General features: G+C 72.9%; 25 protein-coding genes and 1 pseudogene. 16 read left to right on the top strand and 10 right to left on the bottom strand.

The features are described 5' to 3' along the window. From ACQP0U_RS07175 to ACQP0U_RS07185, 3 genes are all read left to right on the top strand, one after another. Positions 1-711 (top strand): gamma-glutamyl-gamma-aminobutyrate hydrolase family protein, encoded by a 711-nt coding sequence (locus ACQP0U_RS07175; RefSeq protein WP_433316873.1) that lies wholly within the window; start codon positions 1-3, stop codon positions 709-711. Positions 712-758: 47 nt separating this feature from the next. Then, positions 759-1,310, top strand: a complete 552-nt coding sequence (locus tag ACQP0U_RS07180; protein ID WP_433316875.1) for a pyridoxamine 5'-phosphate oxidase family protein — start codon at positions 759-761, stop codon at positions 1,308-1,310. 194 nt (positions 1,311-1,504) lie between these two features. After that, positions 1,505-5,164, top strand: coding sequence for a SpoIIE family protein phosphatase (locus ACQP0U_RS07185; protein WP_433316877.1), 3,660 nt, complete (start codon positions 1,505-1,507; stop codon positions 5,162-5,164). A 55-nt stretch (positions 5,165-5,219) separates the two neighbouring features. Here the strand turns inward: ACQP0U_RS07185 and ACQP0U_RS07190 are convergent, their stop codons facing one another. After that, positions 5,220-5,534: an STAS domain-containing protein gene (locus tag ACQP0U_RS07190; RefSeq protein ID WP_433316879.1), complete on the bottom strand. Its 315-nt coding sequence runs from the start codon at positions 5,532-5,534 to the stop codon at positions 5,220-5,222. Positions 5,535-5,629: 95 nt separating this feature from the next. Between ACQP0U_RS07190 and map the strand changes: the two genes are divergently transcribed. Together map and ACQP0U_RS07200 are read left to right on the top strand one after the other, a co-directional pair. Beyond that, positions 5,630-6,487: a type I methionyl aminopeptidase gene (gene map, locus ACQP0U_RS07195; RefSeq protein ID WP_433316881.1), complete on the top strand. Its 858-nt coding sequence runs from the start codon at positions 5,630-5,632 to the stop codon at positions 6,485-6,487. Next, the gene (locus ACQP0U_RS07200) at positions 6,484-7,197 is read left to right on the top strand and encodes a VIT1/CCC1 transporter family protein (protein ID WP_433316883.1); all 714 of its coding nucleotides are present in this window, start codon (positions 6,484-6,486) and stop codon (positions 7,195-7,197) included. Before map ends, ACQP0U_RS07200 begins: the two co-directional genes overlap by 4 nt. Before the next feature lie 6 nt (positions 7,198-7,203). On the opposite strand, the gene ACQP0U_RS07205 is transcribed toward ACQP0U_RS07200, so the two are convergent. From ACQP0U_RS07205 to ACQP0U_RS07235, 7 genes are all read right to left on the bottom strand, one after another. Then, positions 7,204-7,941, bottom strand: coding sequence for a nucleotidyltransferase domain-containing protein (locus ACQP0U_RS07205; RefSeq protein WP_433316885.1), 738 nt, complete (start codon positions 7,939-7,941; stop codon positions 7,204-7,206). A 33-nt stretch (positions 7,942-7,974) separates the two neighbouring features. Continuing rightward, positions 7,975-8,475 (bottom strand): nitroreductase/quinone reductase family protein, encoded by a 501-nt coding sequence (locus tag ACQP0U_RS07210; protein WP_433316887.1) that lies wholly within the window; start codon positions 8,473-8,475, stop codon positions 7,975-7,977. Positions 8,476-8,549: 74 nt separating this feature from the next. Then, positions 8,550-11,327 (bottom strand): FtsX-like permease family protein, encoded by a 2,778-nt coding sequence (locus ACQP0U_RS07215; RefSeq protein ID WP_433316889.1) that lies wholly within the window; start codon positions 11,325-11,327, stop codon positions 8,550-8,552. After that, positions 11,324-12,058 (bottom strand): ABC transporter ATP-binding protein, encoded by a 735-nt coding sequence (locus ACQP0U_RS07220; protein ID WP_433316891.1) that lies wholly within the window; start codon positions 12,056-12,058, stop codon positions 11,324-11,326. Before ACQP0U_RS07220 ends, ACQP0U_RS07215 begins: the two co-directional genes overlap by 4 nt. Then, positions 12,055-12,657 (bottom strand): PadR family transcriptional regulator, encoded by a 603-nt coding sequence (locus ACQP0U_RS07225; protein WP_433316893.1) that lies wholly within the window; start codon positions 12,655-12,657, stop codon positions 12,055-12,057. The genes ACQP0U_RS07220 and ACQP0U_RS07225 overlap by 4 nt, the downstream gene beginning before the upstream one ends. Positions 12,658-12,709: 52 nt before the next feature. Continuing rightward, positions 12,710-13,147, bottom strand: a complete 438-nt coding sequence (locus ACQP0U_RS07230) for a ferritin-like domain-containing protein (RefSeq protein ID WP_433316894.1) — start codon at positions 13,145-13,147, stop codon at positions 12,710-12,712. After that, the gene (locus ACQP0U_RS07235) at positions 13,144-13,671 is read right to left on the bottom strand and encodes a hypothetical protein (RefSeq protein ID WP_433316897.1); all 528 of its coding nucleotides are present in this window, start codon (positions 13,669-13,671) and stop codon (positions 13,144-13,146) included. Before ACQP0U_RS07235 ends, ACQP0U_RS07230 begins: the two co-directional genes overlap by 4 nt. Positions 13,672-13,826: 155 nt before the next feature. Between ACQP0U_RS07235 and rimP the strand changes: the two genes are divergently transcribed. The 10 genes and pseudogenes from rimP (at position 13,827) to ACQP0U_RS07285 (ending at position 23,597) form a co-directional block, all read left to right on the top strand. Beyond that, entirely contained in the window at positions 13,827-14,516 is a 690-nt protein-coding gene (gene rimP, locus ACQP0U_RS07240; protein ID WP_433320664.1) for a ribosome maturation factor RimP, read from the top strand. Further along, positions 14,513-15,556: a transcription termination factor NusA gene (gene nusA, locus ACQP0U_RS07245; protein ID WP_433316899.1), complete on the top strand. Its 1,044-nt coding sequence runs from the start codon at positions 14,513-14,515 to the stop codon at positions 15,554-15,556. Before rimP ends, nusA begins: the two co-directional genes overlap by 4 nt. Positions 15,557-15,572: 16 nt before the next feature. Next, a complete protein-coding gene (locus ACQP0U_RS07250; protein WP_081884157.1) occupies positions 15,573-15,905 on the top strand; it encodes a YlxR family protein in 333 nt (110 codons plus the stop codon). 93 nt (positions 15,906-15,998) lie between these two features. Next, a pseudogene (infB, locus tag ACQP0U_RS07255) lies at positions 15,999-19,015 on the top strand (translation initiation factor IF-2). A 90-nt stretch (positions 19,016-19,105) separates the two neighbouring features. Continuing rightward, positions 19,106-19,402 (top strand): DUF503 domain-containing protein, encoded by a 297-nt coding sequence (locus ACQP0U_RS07260; RefSeq protein WP_030489481.1) that lies wholly within the window; start codon positions 19,106-19,108, stop codon positions 19,400-19,402. 126 nt (positions 19,403-19,528) lie between these two features. Beyond that, on the top strand, positions 19,529-20,020 hold the full coding sequence (gene rbfA / locus ACQP0U_RS07265) for a 30S ribosome-binding factor RbfA (protein WP_238661334.1): 492 nt from the start codon (positions 19,529-19,531) through the stop codon (positions 20,018-20,020). Continuing rightward, on the top strand, positions 20,017-21,066 hold the full coding sequence (locus ACQP0U_RS07270) for a DHH family phosphoesterase (RefSeq protein ID WP_433316903.1): 1,050 nt from the start codon (positions 20,017-20,019) through the stop codon (positions 21,064-21,066). Before rbfA ends, ACQP0U_RS07270 begins: the two co-directional genes overlap by 4 nt. A gap of 103 nt (positions 21,067-21,169) precedes the next feature. Further along, positions 21,170-21,577 carry a hypothetical protein gene (locus tag ACQP0U_RS07275; protein ID WP_030489478.1) on the top strand — a complete coding sequence of 136 codons (408 nt, stop codon included), beginning with the start codon at positions 21,170-21,172 and terminating at the stop codon, positions 21,575-21,577. Next, a complete protein-coding gene (locus ACQP0U_RS07280) occupies positions 21,577-21,786 on the top strand; it encodes a DUF6186 family protein (RefSeq protein ID WP_393375430.1) in 210 nt (69 codons plus the stop codon). The genes ACQP0U_RS07275 and ACQP0U_RS07280 overlap by 1 nt, the downstream gene beginning before the upstream one ends. Positions 21,787-22,274: 488 nt before the next feature. Continuing rightward, entirely contained in the window at positions 22,275-23,597 is a 1,323-nt protein-coding gene (locus tag ACQP0U_RS07285; RefSeq protein WP_433316905.1) for an MATE family efflux transporter, read from the top strand. A gap of 20 nt (positions 23,598-23,617) precedes the next feature. Here the strand turns inward: ACQP0U_RS07285 and ACQP0U_RS07290 are convergent, their stop codons facing one another. Both ACQP0U_RS07290 and ACQP0U_RS07295 read right to left on the bottom strand, forming a co-directional pair. After that, positions 23,618-24,613, bottom strand: coding sequence for a hypothetical protein (locus ACQP0U_RS07290; RefSeq protein WP_433316907.1), 996 nt, complete (start codon positions 24,611-24,613; stop codon positions 23,618-23,620). A 10-nt stretch (positions 24,614-24,623) separates the two neighbouring features. After that, positions 24,624-24,926: a hypothetical protein gene (locus tag ACQP0U_RS07295; RefSeq protein WP_433316909.1), complete on the bottom strand. Its 303-nt coding sequence runs from the start codon at positions 24,924-24,926 to the stop codon at positions 24,624-24,626. A 239-nt stretch (positions 24,927-25,165) separates the two neighbouring features. On the opposite strand from ACQP0U_RS07295, the gene truB reads away from it, so the two are divergent. Beyond that, a complete protein-coding gene (truB, locus tag ACQP0U_RS07300; protein WP_433320668.1) occupies positions 25,166-26,008 on the top strand; it encodes a tRNA pseudouridine(55) synthase TruB in 843 nt (280 codons plus the stop codon). The last annotated feature ends 66 nt before the right edge of the window (positions 26,009-26,074 follow it).

The following is a 26,074-nucleotide window of genomic DNA, read 5'->3' on the forward strand; positions in this document are numbered from 1 at the left end:
GTGCCATCCCTGCGCAGGAGGCCGCTGATCGGGGTCAGCGCGTACGTCGAACCCGCCGACTGGGCCGCGTGGCGGGGCGTGCGGGCGGTGCTGGTGCCGGAGGCGTACACGAGGGCGGTGACGGCCGCGGGTGGCCGGGCGGTGGTCCTGCCGCCTGACGACGTGGACGCGGACGTGGTGGCGGTCCTCGACGGGTTGCTGTTGGCCGGTGGCGCGGACGTCGGCCCGGGGCGGTACGGCCAGCCGCGCGACCCGCGTACCGAGGACCGGCCGGACCGGGACGCCGGTGAGCTGACCCTGTTGGCCGCCGCGCTCGCCGCCGGGGTGCCGGTGCTGGGTGTGTGTCGGGGGATGCAGTTGCTCGCGGTCGCGTACGGCGGCGCTCTGCACCAGCACCTGCCCGACGTGGTGGGTCACGAGGCGCACCGTCCGGCCCCCGCCGTGTACGGGGCTCATGCGGTGCGGTTCGCGCCGGGGAGCCTGGCTGCCTCGGTGTTGGCGGGGGTCGACCAGGTCAACTCGTACCACCACCAGGCGGTCGCCGATCCGGGCCGGCTCACGGTGACGGGTTGGGCGGAGGACGGCGTGGTCGAGGCGGTGGAGGACCCGGCCCTGCCGTTCGTGCTCGGGGTGCAGTGGCATCCGGAGAACGAGTCGGACCCCCGGCCGATCACGGCGCTGGTGCGGGCCGCCGCCGGCCAGCGGGTGTGACTGAGATCGCCTCCGCCCGTCGACGGCGCCGGTGGGAGGATCGACGCATGGGCAAGGTTTATCCGGAGATCGACAGTCGACTGCGTGACTTCATCGTGGCCCAGCCGCTCTTCTTCGTGGCGACCGCCCCGTCCGGTGTCGAGGGGCACGTCAATGTGTCGCCCAAGGGCATGCGGGGCACGTTCGTGATCCTCGGCCCGCACCGGGTGGCCTACCTCGACTATCACGGCAGCGGCGCGGAGACCATCGCCCACCTGCGCGACAACGGCCGGATCACGTTGATGTTCTGTGCCTTCGACGGCCCGCCGAAGATCGTTCGGTTGCACGGTCGGGGCAGCAGTGTCGCGGTGACCGAGGACGCCTTCGCCGATCGGCTCGCCGACTTTCCCGCGCCGCCGGACGTGCACGCCGTCCGGGCGGTCATCACTGTCGAGGTGGAGCGGGTCAGTGACTCCTGTGGATACGCGGTGCCGCTGATGGACTTCCGGGCCGAACGCGATCTGTTACTCACCTCACACTCCCGCCGGAGCGCCGACGATCTGGTCGTCTACCGGGCCACCAAGAACGCGGCGAGCATCGACGGGCTGCCGGTCTTCTGACTCGTCAGGGCGCTTCCGCCACCGCCCTGCGACGTCGGCGTCCCTCCGCACTGTCCGGTGCCCGACGGCCGGGACGTACGTAAGCAGCGTCCATCGCTGGTAATGCGTTACGTTGCTGGTCCGCTGGGGTACAAGTCGGAACACGGCGGGTGAAGATCAACGGTCGAGGGGTACGGCCGGAGCGGGGAGGCTGCATGAGCTCGGCCCAGGGGGGCGCGGACATCGGGCATCCCGCCCTGTCCGGCCGCGAGACCCCTCCGTTGCTGGCGGCCGCGTTCGCGGCCGGCGGCGAGATGGGCGAGCGGCTTGCCTCCTTCGACTGGTCCTCCGGCCCGCTGGGCGGGCCCGATCAGTGGCCCCCGGCGCTCTCCACAGCGGTCGGGATGATGCTCGCCTCCAGCGCGCCGATCGTCATGTTCTGGGGCGACGAGCAGTTTGCCTTCTACAACGACGCCTACCGGCCGACCATCGGCGACAAACACCCGGACGTCATCGGCCAACCGGCCCGCTCGTACTGGGCGGAGACCTGGGCGGTGCTCGGCCCACTGCTGGACGGCGTCCGGAGCACCGGACGCTCCTATCGCGGCGAGGACCACCCCTTTCTGCTGAACCGGCACGGTTTTGTCGAACAGACCTACTTCAACGTCTCGTACGACCCGATCCGAGGCGGCGACGGCTCGGTCAGTGGCGTCTACTGCATCGTCAGCGAGACCACCGGGCGGGTGCTCGGCGAGCGCCGGCTGCGAGCGTTGTCCGAGCTGGGCGCCGAGCTGAACGACATCGGCAGCGCCGCCGAACTGGGCCGGACCGCCGCCGGGGTGCTCGGCCGGCACCGGGCGGACGTGCCGTTCGCCCTGATCTATCTGGTTGACGAGAGCGACCAGCTGACCCTGGTCGGAAGCACCGCCACCACCCCGCCCGCCGCCGACGGCACGTCGCAGCTGCTGGCCCGGTTGACCGCCGACGGCACTCCGGCCACGGTCGAGGTGGCCGTTCTCCTCGACGCGTTGCCTGTCGACGCCGCCGACCAGGCCCTCGTGCTGCCGCTCACGGCGACCAACCAGACGGTCGGCGCGCTTGTCGTCGGCGTGGCCCGCCAGTTGCCGCTCGGCGACGACTACCGCGACTTCCTCGACCTGGTCGCCGCCCAGATCTCCCGGGCGGTCGGCACGCAGCGGGCGTACGAGCAGGAACGGGCCCGCGCCGCCGAGCTGGCCGCACTGGACCGGGCCAAGACCAACTTCTTCGCCAACGTCAGCCACGAGTTCCGCACGCCACTGACCCTGGTGCTCGGGCCGCTGGAGGACATGCTTGCCGACCCGGCGCTGCCGGCCACCGAAACCGACCGGCTCACCATGATGCACCGCAACGCGTTGCGCCTGCTCAAGCTGGTCAACACCGTGCTGGACTTCTCCCGACTGGAGTCTGGTCGGCTCGCCGCCCGCTACCAGCCCACCGATCTCGCCGGATACACCGCCCGGCTGGCCAGCACCTTCCGCTCGGCCACCGAACGGGCCGGGTTGCGGCTGGTGGTGGACTGTCCGCCGCTGCCGACGCCGGTCTTCGTCGACCGGGACATGTGGGAGAAGGTCGTCCTCAACCTGGTGTCGAACGCGATCAAGTTCACCTTCGACGGTGAGATCCGGGTGCGGGTCCGGGCACTGGAGGGCGCGGCCCGGCTGGAGGTGACGGACACCGGCATCGGCATCGTGCCGGACGAGCTGCCGCACGTCTTCGAACGGTTCCACCGGGTGGCCGGGGTGCGGGCACGCACCCACGAAGGCACCGGCATCGGCCTCGCGCTGGTCCGTGAGCTGGTCGAGATGCACGGCGGCGAGGTCGGGTTGACCAGCCAGGTCGACGAGGGCAGCACCTTCACGGTGACCGTTCCGTTCGGCTCGGCGCACCTGCCGACGGAGCGGGTGGCGGCGTTCGACCCGCTGCCCCTGGGGGAGCCCGAGCAGGCCCGGCTCTTCATGGCGGAGACCGCGCTGTGGGCCGGTGTCGCGCCGACCTCCGAGGCCGACCGTCAGCCGGCGAAGGGCACCCCGGCCGGCCGGATCCTGGTCGTCGACGACAACGCCGACCTGCAGGAGCACGTCAGTCGGCTGCTCTCCCCGACCTGGGACGTGGTCACCGCTAACGACGGGCTCGACGCCCTGCCGCTGGCCCGCGAGGGCGGGTTCGACCTGGTGCTCACCGACGTGATGATGCCCCGGCTGGACGGGTTCGGGCTGGTGGGCGCGCTGCGCGCGGACCCGCGTACCCGGCATGTGCCGATCGTGCTGCTCTCCGCCCGCGCCGGCTCCGCGGAGGCCGTCGCCGGCCTCGCCGTCGGCGCCGACGACTACCTCACCAAGCCCTTCTCCGCACAGGAACTGGTCGCCCGGGTGCGGGCCAACGTGGAGCTGGGCCAACTGCGCGGGCAGATCATCCGCCGGCTCCGGGCGCTCGCCGACGCGGCGGTGGCGGTGAACACCGCCCGATCCACCGCCGACGTGCTCCAGGTCGCCGCCCGGCACGCGTTGAACCTCGCCGAGGCGGCTCGGGTGGTGGTCACCGCGGCCGAGGCGCGCTTCGAGGCGGACGCCGGCGGCACCACCGCCACCGACCCGTCCTTCGTGGCGGAGCTGACCGGCACCGCCGGCAAGCAGCTCGGTGAGCTGCGGGTCTGGCGGGCGGCCGGCGACGAGGCGCAGGCCGACGACGCGGCGCTGACCCAGCTGGCCCGGCTCGTCGGGGTACGGCTGGAGAACGCCCAGCTCTACGAAACCGAACACCGCATCGCCACCACCCTGCAGCACAGCCTGCTGCCCCGGTCGCTGCCCCAACTGCCCGGCGCGGTGCTGGCCAGTCGTTACCTGCCCGGCAGCGCCGACGTCGAGGTCGGTGGCGACTGGTACGACGCGATCGCGCTGAACGGCGACGAACTGGTGCTGGTCATCGGCGACGTGGTCGGCAAGGGCGTCCGGGCCGCCGCGGCGATGGGGCAACTGCGCAACGCGCTGCGGGCGTACGTCCTGGAGGGCTTCGATCCGGGTGAGTCGCTGACCCGGCTCAACCGGTTGGTCGGCTCCACCGAGGGCCGGTCCTTCGCGACAGTGGTCTGCCTGCTGTTCAACCCCCGTACCGGTCGGCTGCGGTACGCGAGCGCTGGTCATCCGTCCCCATTGTTGATCACCGGAGGCGACGTGGCGTTCCTGCACGACCGGGCACTCGGTCCACCGGTCGGCGCCCTCCCCGACGCGACGTACGAGTCGGTCGAGGGTGAGTTGACGGCCGGCGGGCGACTGCTGCTCTACACCGACGGGCTGATCGAGGACCGTCAGTTCGGTATCGACGCCTCACTGGCCCAGCTCCGCATCGACGCGGCCAGCCCGAGTGAGCACGTGGTGGACCTGATCGACGCGGTGGTCGAGCGGGTCACCGGGCGGCCGCGCCGCGACGACGTGGCGGTCCTCGCCCTGGAGGCGGTGGAGCTGAACCGCTTCGCGCTGCGGTTGCCGGCGGACCCGACCCGACTGAGCGTGCTGCGCAAGCGGCTGGAGGACTTCCTGGTCGCGCACTCCGTCGGCGAGACCGACCTGTTCGACCTGACCGTCGCCGTCTCCGAGGCCGCCGCCAACGCCATCGAGCACCCGATCCACCCCGCCGAGGCCATGATCAGTGTGGAGGTGGCCATCGAGGGGCGGACGGTGACGGCCACGGTGCGTGACAGCGGGCAGTGGCGGGAGTCGACCGGCTCCGGTTTCCGGGGCCGCGGCCTGGCCCTGATCAGAGCGCTGGGCGACCTGTCGGTGCGGCGTACCGATGAGGGCACCGAGGTGACGCTGCGCCGGCAGTTGCGGGACTGACCGGGCGCCCGGCGGCGGCCGGGGCCCTCAGGGCTGGACTCGGTCGACCGCGGACCTAGGCCGGGTCGAGCCAGCTCTGCTCGCCGAGACCGGAGATCTCCAGCACGCGGCGGACCTGCTGGGACGGGCGGACGGTGAGCGAGCCCGAGAACTGCTGGGCGAGCCGGACCAGGGCGTGGATGGCGGCCGAATCGAAGAAGGTGACAGCGCTCAGGTCGAGAGTGATCTTCCGGGCGGGCTGACGCAGCGCCGTCTGGAGCATCGTGTCCGCGGTCGCCATGTCGACCTCACCGGCCACCACCACGTGGAGGTGGTCACCGTCGATCTCGGCGCTGGCGGAGAAGACGGGCGGCGCTCCCCCTTGATCCACGCTGACACCATGGCACAGCCGCCCTGGCAGGGCAACAACCTCCACCGGGCGGCCGTGGCGCGGGTCACCAGCGGTCCCGGCGATAGGCTTGGGGCATGACCGTCCGTCCGCCGCTGACACCAGGCACGCTCACCCCGATGCGACCGGTGCCGTCCCAGATCGCCCGACCGGAGTACGTCGGCAAGGCGCGCCCGAAGGAGTGGCGTGGCTCGCACGTGCAGACGCCGGAGACCATCGAGAAGATGCGGATCGCCAGCCGGCTCGCCGCCCAGGCGACCCAGCTGGCCGGCGAGCACTGCAAGCCCGGCGTGACGACCGACGAGATCGACAAGGTGGTGCACGAGTTCCTCTGCGACCACGGCGCGTACCCGTCGACGCTCGGCTACAAGGGCTTCCCGAAGTCCAGCTGCACCAGCCTCAACGAGGTCATCTGCCACGGCATCCCGGACTCCACGGTCCTGCAGGACGGCGACATCATCAACGTCGACGTGACCGCGTACATCGGTGGGGTGCACGGCGACACCGATGCCACCTTCTGTGTCGGTGAGGTCAGCGAAGAGGCCCGGCTGCTGGTCGAGCGGACCCACGAGGCGATGATGCGCGGCATCCGCGCGGTCGCCCCGGGTCGCCAGATCAACGTGGTGGGCCGCGTGATCGAGTCGTACGCCAAGCGGTTCGGCTACGGCGTGGTCCGCGACTTCACCGGCCACGGCATCGGCGAGGCCTTCCACAGCGGCCTCTACGTGCCGCACTACGACAACCCGCGCCCCACGGAGATCATGGAGCCGGGCATGACGTTCACCATCGAGCCGATGATCACCCTCGGCACCTACCAGTACGACATGTGGGACGACGGGTGGACCGTGGTCACCAAGGACCGGAAGTGGACGGCGCAGTTCGAGCACACCATCGTGGTGACCGACGACGGCCACGAGATCCTGACCCTGCCGTGACCGACACCCCAGCGGCGCTGCGCGAGGCGCACCACGCGGACGTCTCCGGCGGCTGGCTACGCCCGGCCGTCTTCGGCGCGATGGATGGCCTGGTCACCAACATCGCCCTGATCGCCGGCGTCGGCGGCGGCGGGGTGTCACCCCGCAGCATCGTGCTCACCGGCAGCGCCGGCCTCGTGGCCGGCGCGATCTCGATGGGGCTCGGCGAGTACACGAGCGTGCGCTCCGCCAACGAGCAGGTCGCCGCCGAGGTGGCCAAGGAGCGACGGGAACTGGAACGCCACCCCGAGGCGGAGGCCCGGGAGTTGGCCGACGCGTGGGTGGCCCGGGGCCTGCCCCGGGACCTCGCCACCCAGGTCGCCGAGGCGGTGCGGCGCGACCCGGAGGAGGCGCTGCGGGTGCACGTCCGCGAGGAGTTGGGCGTCGACCCCGACGACCAGCCCAGCCCGTGGGCCGCGGCGATCTCGTCGTTCCTGTTCTTCTCGATCGGCGCGCTGGTCCCGCTGTTGCCGTACCTGCTCGGCGCCACCGCACTGTGGCTGGCGCTCGCCGTCGGCGGGGTCGGGCTGTTCGCCGCCGGTGCCGTGGTGGCCCGCTTCACCAACCGTCCCTGGTGGACCAGCGGCCTGCGTCAGCTCCTGCTGGGTGCCGCGGCGGCCGGCGCCACCTACCTGATCGGCTCGCTGATCGGCGTACCGGGCGGGCTGTGACCCGCCTCAGGTGCTGAGCAGCTCGTCGACAGTGCCGTCGACCGCACGACCACGGGCCGCCAGCTCCTCGGCCTGCCGGGCCAGCACCACACCCACCTCGGTCATGTCCGCGCCGGCCAACCCCGTGCGCCGCACCGCGTCCCCCGGGTCACGGAAGTAGGTGCGACTCAGCAGACCGGTCACCGTGGCCGCCGCCAGCCGGGCCTCACCGAGCATCAGCAGAGCCTGATCGGTTTCGTACCACTCGGCGAGCCGGGCAGCCCGGGAGTGCGCCGCGCTGCCCCTGTACCACGCCTGCCGGGCCGCGGTGCTGAACTCCGCCGGCCGGGCCCGAGCCAGCCGGCCCAGATGCTCGTCGCGCAGCGTCCGCAACCAGCCCGTCGGATCGTGCAACGCCTGCGTGGTGACGTACCGGTCGGCGGTCAGCGGCCAGAGCGGCGAGAGCACCCGGGCCTGGGCCAGGTAGTCCTCGGCGGCGGCCACGGTCAGATCGACGAGCACCCCGTCCACCCGCCGGGTCGCCGGCGGCGGCCCCGTCCCCGGTCGGTAGGTGACCACCAGCATTCCCGCCTCACGGTCCCCGCCGCCGTCGTCGTCACCGTGCGCCAGCGGACCGTGCACCGCGATCGCGAGCGTATCGGCCGGAAAGCGCCGCCGGATCGCCTCGGCGACCCGCTCCGCGACAGTCCACCGTCGATCGTCGAGGCCCCGGTCGACACCGGCCTGCTCGCTCCTCGCGCTCACGGGACCACCTCGCTCTGGTTACCGAGCGTCAGCCTAGCCAGCCGACGGTGAACCGTCGGGCGCGCCGCGCCCGGTCGGGGCCAGCCGGAAGATGTGGATCTCCCGGCCGCCGGCCCGCTGCACGTACGTGCGGTACGCCGGCCACGCGGTGACCAGCAGCTCCCACAACCGGTCCCGTTCGGCGCCGGACGCCCGCTCGGCCCGCACCGCGATCCGCCGGCCCTTCACGTCCACCTCGGCGGCGGGATCGGCGAGCAGGTTCATCGCCCAACCAGGGTGGTGGGTCTGCCCCCAGTTGGAGCCGATCACCACGTACGCATCGGCGTCCGGCACGTAGAGCAGCGGATTGCTGCGGGGCTTGCCGGAGCGGCGGCCCGTTGTGGTGATCAGCAGGGAGGGGAGCAGGCCGAGCGCGACCACCCGGCCCCCGGTGAGTCGACCGACCATCCGATCGGCCGGAACCAGCAGGCGCGCGGTGGCGCCGAACCAGCGATGGTGACCGACTCGACGGACGGCATCTCTGAGCACTGACACGCCGATCAGTCTGCCGGCTGCCCGGCCCCGGCGGCACCCCTGCGCGGGCTCCTTTCGCTCAGCCGGCGGATCAGTCAGTCCAACGGTCGTTCGATCGGCAGCCGAGCCCTGGTGAACAGGCCGGCCCCGAGCATCGCCACCACCGGCACCAGCACCAGGACCCCGAGCGCGGGCCACGGCACCAGAAAGGGGTACGGATCGGGTACCGGCCAGTCGCTCGCGTACTGCCTGTTCACCGAGACCAGCACGATCGCGGCGGTGCCGAGGCCGGCCACGATGCCGAGCACCGAACCGAGACCGGCGATGACCCCGGCCTGGCAGATCGCCAGCAGCCGGCGTACCGCCGGGGCCGCGCCGACGGCCGCGAGGGTGGTCAGCTCGGCGCGTCCCTCGGCGGCGGCGAGCGCGGTGGCGAACCCGGCCGCACCCACCGTGATCAGCCCGGCCGCCCCCGCGAGCAGCAGCAACAGCGGTGAGACGTCGCGTGGCGCGCCGCCGTACTCCACGCTCAGCGCGAGCGTCCCGAACGGCCGCAGGACGGCGGCAAACCGTGCCTGCTGCTCCTCGTCGGGCGGGGTCGTGGTGCCGATCACCCAGCCGGTCGGGGACCAGCTGAGGCCGAGTTGTCGGGCCGCGGCGGCGGACAGCAGCAGACGGGACTGGCCGGTCGCCCGGGGCAGCGCGTACCCCGGCAGGTCGCGGGCGCTCGTCGGCCGGTCCGGGCCGGCCTCCACCTCGCTGACCCGTACGGTCACCAGGCCGTCGTGCAGGTAGCGCGGGTCGGTCACCACCACACCGCCGGCGCGTAACACGGCCGTGGCAGTGGCGGTCGTCGCCGGATCCGCGCCGGTGAGCAGGGGGAGTGCGGTCCCGTCATCGACTCCGGTCTCCACGTAGCCGCCCAGGTCGTCCGCCTCGCGGATCCGGCAGCGGGGGTCGGCGCGGGCCTGCTCGCGCTGCGCCGCGGGGAGTTGAACGCCGGGCTGCCAGGGGCAGGCCCGGGTCAGCGGGAGCACTGGTGCGATGTCGCAGTAGCCGGTGCGCCCCGCCCCGCAGCTCGGCGTCTGCACGGTGGCGACCGCTCCGGCCCCGAGCTGATTCCGGGCCGCGTCGGTGATCTGGGCCAGCGTGGGCTGCCCGGCCGATCCGATCGGGCTGACCAGCACGTGGCCGGTCGGCAGCACCGGCCGGTAGGCGCGCGCGTCCCGGGCGCCGTCGCTGGCCAGGTATCCGCCGAGGGCGACGCTGCTGGCGACGGCTGCCATCACGGCGCAGATGGCAGGTGCCGCGGCGGCCCGGTTGCGGCTGGCATCGCGGAGCGCGATCCGCGGTGCCAGCGGCAACACCCGGCCCAGGCGGGCCAGCGCGCCGAGCAGCGTGGGCGTGCAGCAGACCAGGCCCAACTCGCCGAGGATCAGCCCGGTGAGGACCACCGCCGGGGAGGTCCGGGTGGCCCCGAACGCCGCCAGCCCCGCCCCGCCGGCCACCAGCGCCAGCCCGAGCGCCAACCACCGGCCCTGGGACTTCGCCGGGGTGCGTCGCCCGGCGAGCCCTGCGCTGACGTCCTGCCGGGCGGCGGTCCAGGCAGGTGCCAACGCGGCGAGCACTCCGGCCAGCACCGCGACGCCACCGAGCAGCACCAGCGCGGTGGGCCAGCAGCGGTAGCCGCCGAAGCGGGCGCTGAAGACGTACTGCTCCATCAGCGGGCGACCGGCGAACGCCGCGCCGACGCCGACCAGCAGGCCGGCGGCGGCCCCCAGCACACCCAGCACCACACCGTCGGCAAGTACGACCCGGCGAAGCTGGGCGGCGTCCCCGCCCGCCACCGCGACCAGCGCCAGATCCCGCCGACGGCGACGGACGCCGACGGCGAAGGCCGGCCCGACCAGCAGGACGACCTCCAGCAGCCCGAGGCCGGCGATGAGGAACCCGGTGCTCAGGTCGTTGGCATCGCTCTGCCTGATCGCCCCGAACCACGTCCGGTCCGCTGTGATGGCTGAACCGACCGGGTGTCGGGCGGTGACCACCACTCCCTGGTCGTTGAGTCGGGACACCAGCGCGGCGTCGACGGTGCCCGGCACGTCCGCCAGCCAGACGCTGTCCGGCTCCTGGCCTGTCGACGGCGCGGCCCCCGGGTGCAGCGCCACGACCGGCCCGAGGTCGTCGGGGAACTCGACCACCCCCACCACCGTGTACGCCCTGCTCCCGTCCGCGGCGGCCACGGCGTGGCCGAGGCGCAGGTCGAGGCTACGCAGCGCCGCCGGACTGACCGCCACCTCACCGGGCTGCTGCGGCGCCCGACCGGCCCGGAACCGCACCAGACCGCGGGCCAACGGGTCGGTGAGGTCCAGTACCCGACCGTTCACGACCTCGTCGCGGCGCGGGCCGCGCAGTGTCAGCGGGACGCGCTGGCGAACCTCGGTCACCCGGCTGCCCGGCCCGAGCAGTGCGGTCAGCTGGGCCGCGGTGACCTTCGCGGGGAGCTCGCCGTCGCGGGTGTACCAGCCCTCACCCCACTCGTCCTGCCCCACCGGGGAGTTGGCGATCCACTGCAGCTGCGCGTCGGCAACGCCGAGCCGGCGGTCGACGCGTTCTCGCGGGGTCAGCTCGGCCATGTCGTAGCTCGCCGCGAGGAAGGCAAGCGCCGCCACCGGCATCGCGATCATCGCGAGCACCAGGGCGGTCCGCCGCCGGGACCTGCGGGACTCCCGTCGGGCGATCCGCAGCGCCGCCCGCCAGGAGCCGGTCAGCTCGGCGAACCGTCGTCGGCCGACCGGGGCGGGTGGCGCGACCGGCCGCGGCGTCGAGGTGTCGGCCCGACCGCGGGTCCGCGTCGGCCGGCGGACGCTCACCGGTCGCTGCCGGACAGCAACTGCTCGACACTGCCCAGCGGTGCCGTCGTGTCGACCAGGACACCGTCGCGGAGGAACACCACCCGATCGGCCCAGCCGGCGTGCCGCGCCTCGTGGGTGACCAGCACTCCGGCGGCCCCCGCGTCGATCCGGCGGCGCAGCAGGTGCAGCACCGCCTCACCGGTCTCGGAATCCAACGCCCCGGTGGGCTCGTCGGCGAGCACCAGCCGGCGCTCGCCCACCAGCGCGCGGGCGATCGCCACCCGTTGCTGCTGGCCGCCGGAGAGCTGGTCCGGGAAGCGGTCACCCAACGCGGGCAGGCCCACCTCGGTGAGCGCGGCCATGGCCAGTGCGCGGGCCCGACGTCCGCTGGTCCCGTCGAGTTCCAACGGGAGCGCCACGTTCTCCAACGCGCTCAGACTGCCCAGCAGGTTGAGCTGCTGGAAGATGTAGCCGATCCGGCGGCGGCGCAGTTGGGCCAGCCCGCGGCGGTCCAGTGCCCCCAACGGGTACCCCTCGACCCGGACCTCGCCGCCGGTCGGGCGGTCCAACCCGCCGGCGAGAGCCAGCAGTGTCGATTTTCCGGAGCCGGACGGCCCCATCACGGCGACCAACTCGCCGGGCCGGACGACGAGGCTGACGCCGCGCAGCGCGTGCACCGCCGCCGGCCCTACGCCGTGGGTGCGGTGGACGGCGCGTAGCTCCAGCACCGCGTCGTCCGACCCGCTCACCGTCGTGCCTCCTCGCCGGCCCATCGAGCCGCGTCCCGGGCGTCGGCGTCACCGGGTAGGGGAGCGGGAGGCGCCGGGCCGCTGGGCTGGTGCCGAACCAGACTGGTCTCGCAGTGGTCCAGCCAGCGCACCTCGGCCTCGGCCTGGAACACCATCGAATCCAGTACGAGGCGCCAGGGGAGGTCCTCCGGCCGGTTGCTGCCGTACTTCAACCGGGTCAGCTCCTGCAGGGCCCGCATCGTCGCGCTGCGTTGGGCCTGCACCACCGACCGGACGTCGACCCCGGGGGTGGTCAGCGCCAGCGCCAGCTTGATCGCCAGCTCGTCGCGGGGCCGGTCGGTACGGCTGATCGGGGTGGCGAACCACAGCGCGAGGTCCGCCCGGCCGGCGTCGGTGATCTCGTACGGGCGCTGCCCGGCCTCGCTCTCCGGCAGCGGGCGCACCAGACCGTCCCGTTCCAGCCGGGACAGCGTGGTGTAGACCTGCCCGATGTTCAGCGGCCAGGTCGAGCCGGTCGACTCCTCGAACGCGGCGCGCAGCTGGTAGCCGTACATCTGGCCGCGTTCGAGCAGGGCGAGCAACCCGTGACGGATGGACATGGCAACGGAGTATGCATACCTGGTATGCGTACCGCAACCGGAGCGGAACGGTTCAGGTCGGTCGACCGGGAAACGGGACAGTCAGCGGGGTCAGCCCGGCGGTCTTCCGCCACCGGGTGGCCCGTACGGCGTAGTCCACCAGGGCCGCCAGCGCCTGGTCCCGGTCGGCCCCGGTCGTGGACGCCAGGGCGGCCCGCCAGTGTGCGGCCGTGCGCTCCTCGACCTCGGCGGCGAGCCGCAGGGCGCTCGCCCGGTCGGTGACCGGGAACGGCAGGGCGTACCCGGCGCGGTCCGGCGGGACGACGCCGCCGGCCGTGGTGAGCTGCACCACCAGGGCGTCGCGCCGGCGTCGGTGGGCCGCCTCCGCCTGGCGTGCCGCGTCCCGTGCCGATCCGCTGAGCCGGACGCCGATCCGTCCGTAGGCGTAGATGGCCGCGTACTCGGCGGACAGGGCGGAGGCGAGCGCCTCCCCGGCGGACGGCTGCCTCACTTCAGTGCCTCCTGGTGAGTGGCTCGGGCGGCGACGATCGACCCGAGCAGCGCCGCCCGCTCGGCGGGCGCCGCGGCGCAGGCGGCGGTGGCCGACTGCTGGGCGGTCTTCTCCAGCGCGCGCAGGGCGGCGCGCGCGCCGTTCGGATCGGCAGCCGGGGCGGCGGTCGGGGCGGCGGAGGCGGCCGACGGCACTGTCACGCCGATCACCCGGGCCAGCTCGGTGGCGTGGGCGGTGTGCGTCTCGGCGATGGGGTTGAGCCGGTCGGCGAGCTCGGGGTGCGCGGTCGCGCTCGCCCGGTACGAGGCGGCCAGCGCCAGTGACTCGTCCACCATCGGCCGCAGCGGGTCGGGCGGTGGGGCTGGCTGGTCATCGCGGTCGAAAAGATCACAGCCGGTCAGCGGCGTCACGGTGCCGCCGAGCACCAGCAGCACCCCGGCACTCAGGAGCTTTCGCCGGGAATGACCGGATGCTTGGTCGCGCTGTGTCGTTCTGCCGATCCCCACCGGCCAAGTCAACACCATGCGCGCCGGTCCGGGGGTCACCGGCGTCGGTGCGCCGCCCGGTCCGCCGCCGGGCAGGCGCGTTACGCTCTGCGCAACCACCGGCGTGTCCACTCCGGTGGCGTGCCGGCATGGCGGGACGACCGGTCACCGTCGACCAGGGAGAGGGTGCGGAGATGACGCAGCGTGGCCGTGCCACCAGGCCGACGGGTCGACCCCGCGGTGCTGCGGGCCCCCGCGGCGGTGACCTCGCCGCCCGGCGGGACCGACTGCGGGCCGTGATCGAGCCGGTGGTCAACGACGCCGGCTACGACCTGGAGGACCTGTCGGTCTCCCGGGCCGGCCGCCGGCACGTGGTGCGGGTGATGGTGGACACCGACGGCGGGATCGACCTGGACGCCGTCGCGGACGTCTCCCGCGCGGTCTCGGCCGCGCTGGACGCCGCGGAGGAGACCGGTGGCGACATCGTCGCCGGCGAGTACCAGCTGGAAGTCAGCTCGCCCGGCGTCGACCGGCCGCTCATCCTGCCCCGCCACTGGCGGCGCAACGTGGGCCGACTGGTCAAGGTCACCGTCCGGGGCGCGGCTGCGCTGCCCGGCCAGCGTGGCGAGCAGCCCGCCGGTGACCGTCAGCTGACCGGCCGGGTGGTCGCGGCCGACGACGAGGGCGTGCACCTGGAGACCGACGACGGCCGCGCCGCGTGGGCGTACGCCCAGCTGGGCCCCGGCCGCGTGCAGGTCGAGTTCACCCGGCTCGCCGAGCTCGGTGAGCCGGACGACGAGTTCGACGACGCGGACGATTCCGACGAGATCGACGATTCAGACGACATCGACGACGAAGATGATGTGGAGGACGAGGAGAGGTGAACATCGACCTCGCGGCGCTGCGCGCACTCGAGCGCGAGCGGGAGATCCCGTTCGACACGATTCTCGCGGCGATCGAGACCGCGTTGCTGACCGCCTACCGGCACACCGACGGGGCCGAACCGCACGCCCGGGTGGAGATCGACCGCAGGTCGGGCGCCGCCCTGGTGTACGCGCAGGAGATGGACTCCGACGGCAGCCTGGTGCGGGAGTGGGACGACACCCCGCACGACTTCGGCCGGATCGCCGCCATGACCGCCAAGCAGGTGATCCTCCAGCGGTTGCGGGAGGCCACCGACGAGGTGCACTTCGGTGAGTACGTGGGCCGCGAGGGTGACCTGGTCACCGGCGTGGTGCAGGCGCACGAGACGCGTACCGAGAAGGGCATCGTCAGCGTCGACCTGGGCAAGCTGGAGGGCGTGCTGCCGCAGTCCGAGCAGGTGCCCGGTGAGCGGTACGCGCACGGCGAGCGGGTCCGCTGTGTCGTGGTGCACGTGGCCAAGGGCATGCGCGGGCCGCAGATCACCCTGTCCCGGTCGCACCCGGCTCTGGTCAAGAAGCTGTTCGCCCTGGAGGTGCCGGAGATCGCCGACGGCACCGTGGAGATCGGCGCGATCGCCCGTGAGGCGGGCCATCGCACGAAGATCGCCGTCCGCTCCACCACCCCCGGGGTGAACGCCAAGGGCGCGTGCATCGGCCCGATGGGTCAGCGGGTGCGAGCCGTGATGAGCGAGCTGCACGGTGAGAAGATCGACATCATCGACTGGTCGGACGACCCGGCCACCTTCGTCGGTAACGCTTTGTCGCCGGCCAAGGCGCTGCGGGTCGAGGTGGTCGACCTGGCCGGTCGGGCCGCCCGGGTGACAGTTCCCGACTTCCAGCTCTCGCTCGCGATCGGTCGGGAGGGGCAGAATGCCCGACTCGCTGCCCGATTGACCGGTTGGCGGATCGACATTCGCTCCGACGCGGAGCAGACCGCGCCGGCCGCGCGTGGGGTTGCTGATCACGTGCGGGAGCCGGGCGGCGCGATCTCGGGTAGCTAGGGGTAGACTTCCTCCAGTGGTACGACGCGCGCAGCCGGAGCGCACCTGTGTGGGTTGCCGGCAACGTGCGCCGGCCAGCGAATTGCTGCGGATCGTCGCGGTCAGGGACGAGGCTGGTCACAGCCTCCGGCCTGATCCGCTCCGCAGGCTGCCGGGTCGGGGAGCGAACATGCACCCGGATCCGGCCTGCTTCGCGCTGGCGGTGCGGCGCCGCGCCTTTGGGCGTGCGCTGCGCAGCACCGAGGTCCTCGACCACGGTGTGCTGGCGGAGCACGTCGATGCGCCAACCACTACGTCCGGTCAGCCCGACCGGGCGAGGGTCGCTAGCAGGGTAGGACGACCGACATGAGCACACGATGAAGTCCCTGAAATGACCAGGCTTCAAGTGCACGAGTGAGGTCGCTGCGGGTGCTGCCCGCACGACCTCGGAGTGAGGAGTGCAGTGGCAGGCAAGGCCCGCGTACACGAGCTTGCAAAAGAGCTCGGGGTCGAGAGTAAGACCGTTCTCGCCAAGCTGAAGGAAATGGGCGAGTTCGTGAAGTCCGCGTCCAGCACCGTCGAGGCGCCCGTCGCCCGGCGGCTGCGCAACGCATTCGTCGCGTCCGCCGGTGCTCCGGCTCCGGCCGCCGCCCCGTCGGCGCCCGCGTCGACGCCGGCTTCAAACCCGACCCCGACGCCAACCCCGACCCCGGGTGCGCCCCGGGTCTCGGCCAGGCCGATGCCGCCTCGGCGGCCGGCCGCGCCGGCACCCGGTCCGAAGCCCAAGGGTCCGGTGCCCGGTGCGCCGCAGTCGGCGACCCCGGTCGCCAAGCCGGCGAGTGCCCACGACATCGAGGTGGCGGCCGCGGAGGCGCGTGCCGCCGCGCTGAAGGCTGAGCAGGAGGCCGCGGTCAAGGCCGCGCAGGCCGCCCGCCAGCAGCAGCGGGACAACCCCGTTCGCCGGGAGCCTCCGGCAGACGGCAACCGCCCCGGCCCTCGGCCGGGTCCCGCGGCGATGCCGCCCCGTCCCGGTTCGCCGGCAGCTCGTCCGAGCACGCCGGCTCCCGGTCCAGGTGCCCGGCCGGGCGGTCGTCCGCCGGCACGCGGTGCCGGTAACAACCCGTTCGGCATCCAGGGTGGCCAGCAGCAGCGGCCCCGGCCGCCGGTGCGGGTGGTCCTCGGCCCAACACCCCGGCGGGCATGCCGCCGCGGCCGAGCCCGAACTCCATGCCGCCGCGGCCCAGCCCGGCGTCCATGCCGAGCCAGCGTCCGGCTGCCGGTCGTCCCGGCCCGGGTGGCGCTGGTCGTCCCGGTGGCGGCGCTGGTCGTCCCGGTGGCGGTGGCGGCGGCTTCCGTGGCGGTCCCGGCGGTGGCGCCGGTGGCGGTGGCGGTTACCGCGGCGGCCCCGGTGGCGGCGCGGGTGCCGGCGGTGGCGGTGGCTACCGCGGCGGTCCCGGTGGCGGTGGCGGTGCTCCCGGTGGCGGTTTCCGTCCGGGTGCTCCGGCCGGCGGCGGCGGTCGTCCGGGTGCCGGTGGTCGTGGTCGTGGCGGCGGTGCCGCGGGTGCCTTCGGGCGTCCGGGTGGCCGGCCGACCCGCGGTCGCAAGTCCAAGAAGCAGCGCAGACAGGAGTTCGACAACCTGTCGGCTCCGACCATGAGCTCGGGTGCTCCCCGGGGTCAGGGTCAGGTCGTCCGGCTCTCCCGTGGCGCTTCGCTGTCGGACTTCGCCGACAAGATCAACGCCAACCCGGGTTCGCTGGTCCAGGAGATGTTCAACCTGGGCGAGATGGTCACGGCGACCCAGTCCTGTTCTGACGACACCCTGCAGCTGCTGGGTGAGCACCTGGGCTTCGACATCCAGATCGTCAGCCCGGAGGACGAGGACCGCGAGCTGCTCGCGCAGTTCAACATCGACCTCGACGCGGAGGTGGCCGAGGAGCGTCTGGTCAGCCGTGCGCCGGTGGTGACCGTCATGGGTCACGTCGACCACGGTAAGACCAAGCTGCTCGACGCCATCCGTAAGGCGAACGTCGTCGCTGGTGAGGCGGGTGGCATCACCCAGCACATCGGTGCGTACCAGGTGCACGTTCCGCACGATGGTGTGGACCGCGCGGTGACCTTCATCGACACCCCGGGTCACGAGGCGTTCACCGCCATGCGTGCTCGTGGTGCCCAGGTGACGGACATCGTGATCCTGGTCGTCGCGGCCGACGACGGCGTGATGCCGCAGACCATCGAGGCGTTGAACCACGCCAAGGCGGCCGACGTGCCGATCGTGGTCGCGGTCAACAAGGTCGACAAGCCGGAGGCCAACCCGGACAAGGTCCGCCAGCAGCTGACCGAGTACGGCCTGGTCGCCGAGGAGTACGGCGGCGAGACCATGTTCGTCAACGTGGCCGCCAAGCCCGGCATCGGCATCGAGGAGTTGCTCGAGGCCGTCCTGCTGACCGCCGACGCGTCGCTGGAGCTGACCGCTCCGATCGACGGGCCGGCGCAGGGTGTGGCCATCGAGGCGCACCTGGACAAGGGCCGCGGTGCGGTGGCGACGGTGCTGGTGCAGAAGGGCACCCTGCGGGCGGGCGACTCGATCGTCGCCGGTGGGGCGCACGGCCGGGTCCGGGCCATGCTCGACGAGAACGGCAACCAGCTCTCCGAGGCTGGGCCGGCGCGTCCGGTCATGGTTCTGGGTCTGACCGCGCCGCCCGGTGCGGGTGACACGTTCCTCGCCGCGGCGGACGACCGCACGGTGCGGCAGATCGCCGAGCAGCGACAGGCACGGCGGCGGGCGGCGGCATTCGCCAACTCCCGTGGTCGGGCCACCCTCGAGACGCTCATGGAGCAGCTCAAGGAGGGCGAGAAGACCTCGCTCAACCTCATCCTCAAGGGCGATGTCTCCGGTTCGGTGGAGGCCCTGGAGGACGCGCTGTTCAACCTCGACATCCCCGAGGAGGTCCAGCTCAAGGTCCTCGACCGGGGCGTCGGCGCGATCACCGAGAGCAACGTCATGCTCGCGAGCGCCTCGTCCGAGCCGGTCACGATCATCGGCTTCAACGTGCGGGCCTCGAACAAGGTCCGTGAGATGGCCGACCGCGAGGGCGTGGAGATCCGGTACTACACCGTCATCTACCAGGCCATCGAGGAGATCGAGGCAGCGCTCAAGGGCCTGCTCAAGCCGGAGTACGAGGAGGCCGAGCTGGGCAGCGCGGAGATCCGCGATGTCTTCCGCTCGTCCAAGATCGGCAACATCTCCGGTTGCATCGTCCGGTCGGGCATTCTCCGACGCAACGCGAAGGCTCGCCTGCTTCGGGACGGGACGGTCGTGGCGGACAACCTCACGATCACCTCGCTCAAGCGGTTCAAGGACGACGCCACCGAGGTCCGCGAGGGCTTCGAGTGCGGTCTGACCCTGGGTGGTTACAACAACGTCCAGGTCGGCGACGTCATCGAGACCTTCGAGATGCGGGAGAAGGTTCGCGCCTGATCCGGCAGTGACACGCTGATCAAGGGGTTTACGCCAGTCGGCGTAAACCCCTTGATCATGCGGGGCGGGTTGGCGGTATCGTCCGGGGCGATGTTCACCGGAACCGCGGTCTTCGACCTGCTGCTGCCGGGCGACTCCAGGTCGCTCAAGGCCAAGAGATCATATGTACGGCCGATCGTGGCGGCCCTGCGCCGCTTCGAGGTTTCGGCCGCCGAGGTGGGTGCGCTCGACCTGCACGGTCGAGCGCAACTGGCGGTGGCCGTGGTGGCCGCCGAGACGGCGCACGTCCGCGAGGTGCTCGATTCCTGTGAGCGCCTGGTGGCCGGTCGCCCCGAGGTCGAGTTGCTGTCGGTCCGGCGCCGGCTCTACGGCGTGGACGACGACTGACCATGGTGCCGGCTGTGCCGGGCGACCGGAGCGGCCACGAAGGTAATGTTCGAGATGTTGGCCGGTCGGCCGGCGGCCTCCGGGCCGCCGGGTCGACCGGGAGCAGGACGCCGTGGAGGTGGCGAGATGTCTGATCCGGCCAAGGTACGCCGGCACGCGGAACGGGTGCGTGAGCTGGTCGCGTCGGTGGTGCGGAGCCAGATCAAGGACCCGCGGCTCGGGATGATCACCATCACCGATGCCCGGATTACCGCTGACCTGCGTGACGCGACGGTGTTCTACACGGTGCTCGGTGACTCGGTGGCCCAGGCGGACACCGCGGCGGCGCTGGAGAGCGCCAAGGGGCTGCTGCGCAGCACTGTCGGCAAGGCGCTGGGGTTGCGCCACTCGCCGACCCTCACGTTCGTCCTCGACGACGTTCAGGACCAGGTCAAGCACATCGACGACCTGCTCGCCGCGGCCCGCAACGCCGACGCCGAGGTGCAGCGGCTCGCCGCCCAGGCGAAGTACGCGGGCGAAGCCCAGCCGTACCGGGTGGACGACGAGGACGACGAGACGGACGAGGCCGACGAGGCCACCGACGTCAAGGAGACCCCGCGGGGTGGGGAAACGCGGTGACCAGCACCGCCAGCGCCCCGCTCGCCGGGGCGGCCGGGCTTGGCCCCGCCGAGGCGGACTGGGCCGCGGCCGAGGCGTTGGTGCGGGCTGTCCCACCGACCGGCCGGGTGCTGCTGATCTGCCACATCAACCCGGACGGCGACGCGTTGGGCAGCATGCTCGGCTTCGGTCTGGGCCTGCAACAGCTCGGCGTACGCGACGTGCAGGCGACCTTCCCCGGGCCGCCGGAGGTGCCGGAGCCGTTCCGTGGGCTGCCCGGGCTGGGCCTGCTGGTCCCGGCGGACGCCGCCGACCCGGCGCCCGATCTGGTGATCTGTTTCGACGCGGCGAGCGAGTCGCGCCTCGGCGAGCTGGCCGGGCGGTTGTCGTCGGCGGGTTCGGCGCTGGTGCTCGACCACCACGCCTCCAACCCCGGTTTCGGCACTGTCAACCTGGTCGACCCGGGTGCGGCGGCCACGTCGGTCGTGGCCGAACAGCTCCTGACCCGGCTCGGAGTGGTGGTGGATCGGGCCATTGCCGAGTGCCTCTACGTGGCGCTGACCACGGATACCGGCTCGTTCCGGTTCGAGGCGACCACTCCGGCGGTGCATCAGATGGCCGCCCGGTTGCTGGCGACCGGCATCTCGCCGGGTGACATCTCCCGGCGGGTCTTCGACACCCGGCCCTTCGGCGCGGTCCGCCTCTTCGGTGAGGTGCTCGGCCGGGCCCAGTTGGAGCCGGCCGCCGCCGGGGGCCGGGGGCTGGTCTGGACCTTCGCCACGCTGGACGACCTGGCTCGGCACGATCAGCGGCCGTACGTGCTGGAGGCGCTCATCGACTCGGTGCGCTGCACCGCCGAGGCGGACGTGAGCTGTGTGGTGAAGCAGACCAGGCCCACCGAGTGGGCGGTGTCGATGCGCAGCAAGGGCGCGGTGGACGTCAGTCGGGTCGCGGTCGCGCTGGGCGGTGGTGGGCACACGTTCGCGGCCGGGTTCACCGGTCGGGGCACCGTCGAGCAGGTGGTCGAGTCGATCCGTGGTCAGCTGGACGCGGCACTGATCGGCTGACGCCGCCTGGCGGTGGCCGTCGATCGGTCGGTCCGGAAGATCAGGGTCAGCTCCGGGGAGTGTTGGTCTTCCCGCGCTCCGTGATACCGGGAAGAATCGCGGGATGGAGCAGCCGCACGACCTCACCGTGGAGGCCCCCCGCGCCTGGGACCGGCCCGCCGTCTCCGTTCCCGTCCTCGTCTGCCTGTCGCTCGTCGGCGGCCGGTTCGCGTCCTTCTCCACCGAGGCGAATCTGTTCACCCTCGGCACGGGTGGGGTGCTGATCTGGCTCGGTCTGAGCAACCGGGTGCCCCGCCGGCCCGCGCCGCGCCGGCTGGGCGCGGGGGCGGCCTGGTGGGCGGTGCCGGTGGTGGTCTTCGGGGTTTTCGAGGGCGCGACGTTCGTGCTGGCTGCCGGCGATGACTTCCCCACGTTCTCCCGGTTGGCCGACCCTCTCCTGGAGGATCACCTGACCCGGTCGGCGGTCTGGTTCGCCTGGTTGGCCGCCTTCTGGGGGCTGGTGCGGCGATGATGCGAGCGCTCGCGATCGGCGGCTTCCTCACCGCGCTGGCCCTCTTCGCGGTGGTCGAGTGGATGGCCCGGCGGGAGGGGTCCCGGATCCCCACCCTGGGCGAGGTCTGCGCGTACGTGATGCGCTATGAGGTCGGTTCGGTGCCGGTGGGCCGGATCGGTCTGTTCGGGTTCTGGTGGTGGCTGGGCTGGCACTTCCTGGCCCGCTGAGCGGGGTTGCCGACTGTCCAGATGGCGGGAACCGTAAGCAGTATGTGGACCTGAACGATAACTTGGGAGAAGGCCGGTGCCGCCTGGCGGTGCAGGTCATGGGCGGTGGTGCCACACCCCGCGCCGCCTCCCTCCAGGGTCGGATCGACCCGGGCTCACGCTGCCCAGTCGGCTGCTCCGGTAACCCCGGACCGCCGTGGGGCGCTCAGCACGACCGCCCGTGAGGGTCGCCGCGTGTCGGCGGCTCCGCCCTGGGAAGAGGAGCGCCACCATGCCGAACAAGCCCAAGCCCGAGACCACCACCGACGACGCCCGCGAGCAGGCCCGCCGCGCGCTGCAGACGTCGATGGACACCCGTCAGTGATCCGACCCGTCCGGCGGTAGGCACCGTGCGGGCGGTCGCGACGAGCCCGCACGCCACCCGCCGACCGGGGTAAGCAGTCGACGGGATTGCGATCCTTACCGCAGCCGTGCCAGGATCGGCGGCGATGAGCCACACCGCCACCGCCCACCGACCCGCCTCGCCGCGGCGGATCGCCGCGCTCGCCCTGCCTGCTCTCGTGGTGCTCGCCGCCGAGCCGCTCTACGTGCTTGTCGACACCGCCGTGGTCGGTCACCTCGGCCGGGTGCCGCTCGCCGCGCTCGCCGTCGGTGGCACGGTCATGACGCTCACCGCCTGGGTGGGCACCGTGGTCGCCTACGGCACCACCGGGCGCGCGGCCCGCCGCTTCGGCGCGGGTGACCGGGCAGCCGCGGTCGCCGAGGGCGTCCAGTCGTCCTGGTTGGCGTTCGGTGTCGGTCTGCTGATCGCGATCGGCATGCAGGTCGGCGGCGGCGCGCTCGCCCGTACCCTCGCCGGTGGCGGCGGCGAGGTGGCCGACGCCGCCGCGCAGTGGCTGCGGATCGCGGCCCTCGGCGCTCCTGGCCTGCTCCTCGCCGCCGCCGGCAACGGCTGGCTGCGCGGTGTGCAGGACACCCGCCGCCCGCTGTACTTCGTGCTCGGCCCCAACCTGCTCTCCGCGCTGCTCTGCCCGCTGCTGGTCTACCCCGGCGGGCTGGGTCTGGTCGGCTCGGCGGTGGCGAACGTCGTCGCGCAGACGCTCTGCGGGGTGCTCTTCGCCGCCGCCCTGATCGGTGAGCGGGTGTCGCTGCGGCCCCGGCCCCGGGTGATCCGCCAGCAACTGGTGCTCAGCCGGGACCTGCTGATCCGTGGGCTGGCGTTCCAGGCCAGCTTCCTGTCCGCGACCGCCGTCGCCGCCCGCTTCGGCGCCGCCGCCGTCGGCGCCCACCAGATCGCCCTGCAACTCTGGTTCTTCACCGCGCTGGTGCTCGACGCCCTGGCCATCGCCGCGCAGTCCCTGGTCGGTGCCGCGCTCGGCGCCGGCGACGACGCGGGGGCGCGAGAGCTCGCCCGCCGGGTCGGGCTGCTCGGCGGCGTCTGCGGCGTGGGCTTCGCGCTGCTCGTCGCCGCCGGCGCCGGCGTCGTGCCGTCGTGGTTCAGCTCCGATCAGGGGGTACGCGAGCAGGCCATGGTGGCCTGGCCGTGGTTCGTCGTCATGCTGCCGCTGGCCGGGGTGGTGTTCGCCCTCGACGGCGTGCTGATCGGCGCGGGCGACGTGCGTTACCTGCGCAACCTCACCATCGTGGCGGCGCTCGGCGGCTTCCTGCCGGCCATCTGGCTGGCGTACGCGCTCAACCTCGGGCTGGGCGGCATCTGGGCCGGGCTCACCCTGTTCGTGGTGATCCGGCTGGTCGCCCTGCTGCTGCGACTGCGCAACGGCAGCTGGGCGGTGACCGGCGCGGTCCGCTGACCGGTCGCCGGGCCAGCCGGTCAGCAGCGCGTGGTGGTCGGCGCGGCCGCGTCGAGGTCGAAGATCGTGCCCGGGTCGCCCGCGGGTATCTGATCCCGATGCACGTCGGCCATCCAGAACTGCTCCCGCACCCAGCCCTCACGGAGCTGGGCGCAGTCCGCGTTCCAGGTCACGGCCTCCGCCGAGGTGATCCAGAGGCCGCGGGCGGAGGCCGGCACGTCGTCCGGGTGCGGTACCTGCCACACCACCCGGTCGCGCAGCGCCACCACGGCCGCGCCGGCGGGCGCCCGCAGGTCCACGTCGAACGGGTACGCCCACACGAACTCCGTGGAGACCTCCAGCAGCCGGACGCCGTTCTCCCTGGTGGCCCGGTAACTGACCCGGCCGTCTGCGCGGACGCCGAACTCCCACTCCGACGGCGACGCCATCCTCGTGGCGTACCGCAGGAAGCTGCCGTTCGTGAAGTCTCCCCGGCTCCGTTCGCGTTCGTCCGGGGCGAGCAGCGCGAGGAACGGCTCCGGATCACCCATGAACATCGAGGCGTCGACCCGACTTTCGATCAGTGCCTTGCGCACCGACTCCAGCGCGGTCCGCACCTGGGCCGCGGTGAACGGCCCGGTGCTCTTGGCCGCCGGCATCCGCACGGCCTCCTCTGCTGGCGCGAAGGAGGCCGCCGGCGATCCGGCGAACAGGTCCCGTGGTTCGCCGACCCTGCTCAGCGGCGGCGTGGGGCTCGGCGTGGGGCTCGCCGGGGCGGACGTACGGACACCATCGGCGACCCGTCCGACCAGCACCACCCCGCCGACGACCATCAGGAGTGCCAGCACCAGCCCGAGGCTGAGCAGTAGCGCCCCGTTGTGCCGGGCCGAGAAGAAACGGATCCGGTCCCATCCGGTGGGCTGCTGCTCGGTCTGCGATGACCGTAGCCACTCCGGTAGCTGCACCGGGTTGACCTGCGCTACCGCGGCGGGCGGCGGTGGCGGGTCGAGCGGCTCCTTCGGCGAGGTGTTCTCCATGGTCCCTCCGTCAGTATTCGCCGCTGGTGGCCAGCGCGAGCAGGTAGTAGGTGCCGGTCACCAAAGCGGTCCCGAGGACGGCGGCCACGACGAACGACAGCACGGCGACGAGGTTCGGATGCGACTCCGTCCATCGTGTCCGGCCGCGCCAATGCCACACCGCCCGGCGGGCGGCCCGTAGCGCCGGCAAGCCCTCTACCAGGTCGTCGACGTAGCGTGCGGGGGTCCGCCGTTTCGGCGTCGGATGCCGCATCCACTGCGGCAGGTCGACCCGAGCGCGGTGCTCGTGGCCGGGAAGTCGGTCGGAGGTCATCGGTGGTCCTGATCTGGGCGACGTCAGCGGGCGGATGATCTTCGCATCGCGGAGGTCGGCCGACCGCCCGCACCTGACAAACCGCCGAATGAAGGCCTCGTCCCGGCAAAGCGGCGCAGCCTCGGCGCGGAGGCTCGGGTCACGCGGGGCCCGCCCACGCACTGCGGGGTGGGTGCCATCTGGCAGGCTTGGCGGACGTGAGCACCGATGGTCTGATCGTGGTCGACAAGCCCGGCGGCATGACGTCGCACGACGTGGTGGCACGCATCCGCCGACTGGCGAAGACCCGGCGGGTCGGGCACGGCGGCACCCTCGACCCGATGGCGACTGGCGTGCTGGTGATCGGTGTCGGCCGGGCCACCCGGCTGCTGACCTACGTGATCGGCGCCGGCAAGAGCTACACCGGCACCATCCGGCTCGGCCAGACCACGGTCACCGACGACGCCGAGGGCGACGTGACCGCCACCGTGTCGGCCGGGCAGGTGACCGACGACGCGATCCGGTCGGCGCTGGCCGGGCTCAGTGGCGAGGTCGACCAGGTGCCGAGCGCGGTCAGCGCCATCAAGATCGACGGGCAGCGGGCGTACAAGCGGGTCCGCGACGGGGAGAGCGTCGAGCTGCCGGCGCGGCGGGTCACCATCTCCCGGTTGGAGGTGCTGGCGATCCGCCGCACCGAGCCGGACGTGGTGGACGTGGACGTGGACGTGACCTGCTCCTCCGGCACGTACATCCGGGCCATCGCCCGGGACGCCGGCCTGGCGCTCGGCGTCGGCGGGCACCTCACCGCGCTGCGGCGCACCGCGGTGGGTGGCTTCACCCTCGCCGAGGCGGCGACCCTCGACGAGTTGGAGCAGCGCGCCCCGGACGTGGTGAACCTGCCACTGGACGCGGCCGCCGACCGGTTCTTCGCACGCCGGGAGGCCACGCCCGACGAGGCCCGGGTGCTCGCCCACGGCGGACCACTGGACCCGGCCGGCCTCACCGGGCCGTACGCCGTCTTCGGGCCGGCCGGCGGCCTGATCGCTATCGTCAGCGAGCGGGACGGGCGGGCCCGGGCGGAGATCGTGCTCGCCCCGGCCTGACAGCCGGGCGCAGGTCCGCCGGCCCGCAGCCGGCGGTGTCGACCCGCCGGCCGGCGGGACAGCAGA

Origin of the sequence: Micromonospora sp. CA-269861, assembly GCF_050948505.1 — a bacterium.
Lineage (GTDB): Bacteria > Actinomycetota > Actinomycetes > Mycobacteriales > Micromonosporaceae > Micromonospora.

What these genes read in the sequence shown, in the direction of transcription:
- ACQP0U_RS07185 (WP_433316877.1), top strand. Translation starts at nt 1,505, where the DNA reads ATGAGCTCGGCCCAGGGGGGCGCGGACATCGGGCATCCCGCCCTGTCC.
- truB (WP_433320668.1), top strand. Translation starts at nt 25,166, where the DNA reads ATGACGTCGCACGACGTGGTGGCACGCATCCGCCGACTGGCGAAGACC.
- ACQP0U_RS07285 (WP_433316905.1), top strand. Translation starts at nt 22,275, where the DNA reads ATGAGCCACACCGCCACCGCCCACCGACCCGCCTCGCCGCGGCGGATC.
- ACQP0U_RS07280 (WP_393375430.1), top strand. Translation starts at nt 21,577, where the DNA reads ATGCGAGCGCTCGCGATCGGCGGCTTCCTCACCGCGCTGGCCCTCTTC.
- ACQP0U_RS07260 (WP_030489481.1), top strand. Translation starts at nt 19,106, where the DNA reads ATGTTCACCGGAACCGCGGTCTTCGACCTGCTGCTGCCGGGCGACTCC.
- ACQP0U_RS07225 (WP_433316893.1), bottom strand. Translation starts at nt 12,657, where the DNA reads ATGTCCATCCGTCACGGGTTGCTCGCCCTGCTCGAACGCGGCCAGATG.
- map (WP_433316881.1), top strand. Translation starts at nt 5,630, where the DNA reads ATGACCGTCCGTCCGCCGCTGACACCAGGCACGCTCACCCCGATGCGA.
- ACQP0U_RS07275 (WP_030489478.1), top strand. Translation starts at nt 21,170, where the DNA reads ATGGAGCAGCCGCACGACCTCACCGTGGAGGCCCCCCGCGCCTGGGAC.
- rimP (WP_433320664.1), top strand. Translation starts at nt 13,827, where the DNA reads ATGACGCAGCGTGGCCGTGCCACCAGGCCGACGGGTCGACCCCGCGGT.
- rbfA (WP_238661334.1), top strand. Translation starts at nt 19,529, where the DNA reads ATGTCTGATCCGGCCAAGGTACGCCGGCACGCGGAACGGGTGCGTGAG.
- ACQP0U_RS07180 (WP_433316875.1), top strand. Translation starts at nt 759, where the DNA reads ATGGGCAAGGTTTATCCGGAGATCGACAGTCGACTGCGTGACTTCATC.
- ACQP0U_RS07235 (WP_433316897.1), bottom strand. Translation starts at nt 13,671, where the DNA reads ATGGTGTTGACTTGGCCGGTGGGGATCGGCAGAACGACACAGCGCGAC.
- ACQP0U_RS07295 (WP_433316909.1), bottom strand. Translation starts at nt 24,926, where the DNA reads ATGACCTCCGACCGACTTCCCGGCCACGAGCACCGCGCTCGGGTCGAC.
- ACQP0U_RS07290 (WP_433316907.1), bottom strand. Translation starts at nt 24,613, where the DNA reads ATGGAGAACACCTCGCCGAAGGAGCCGCTCGACCCGCCACCGCCGCCC.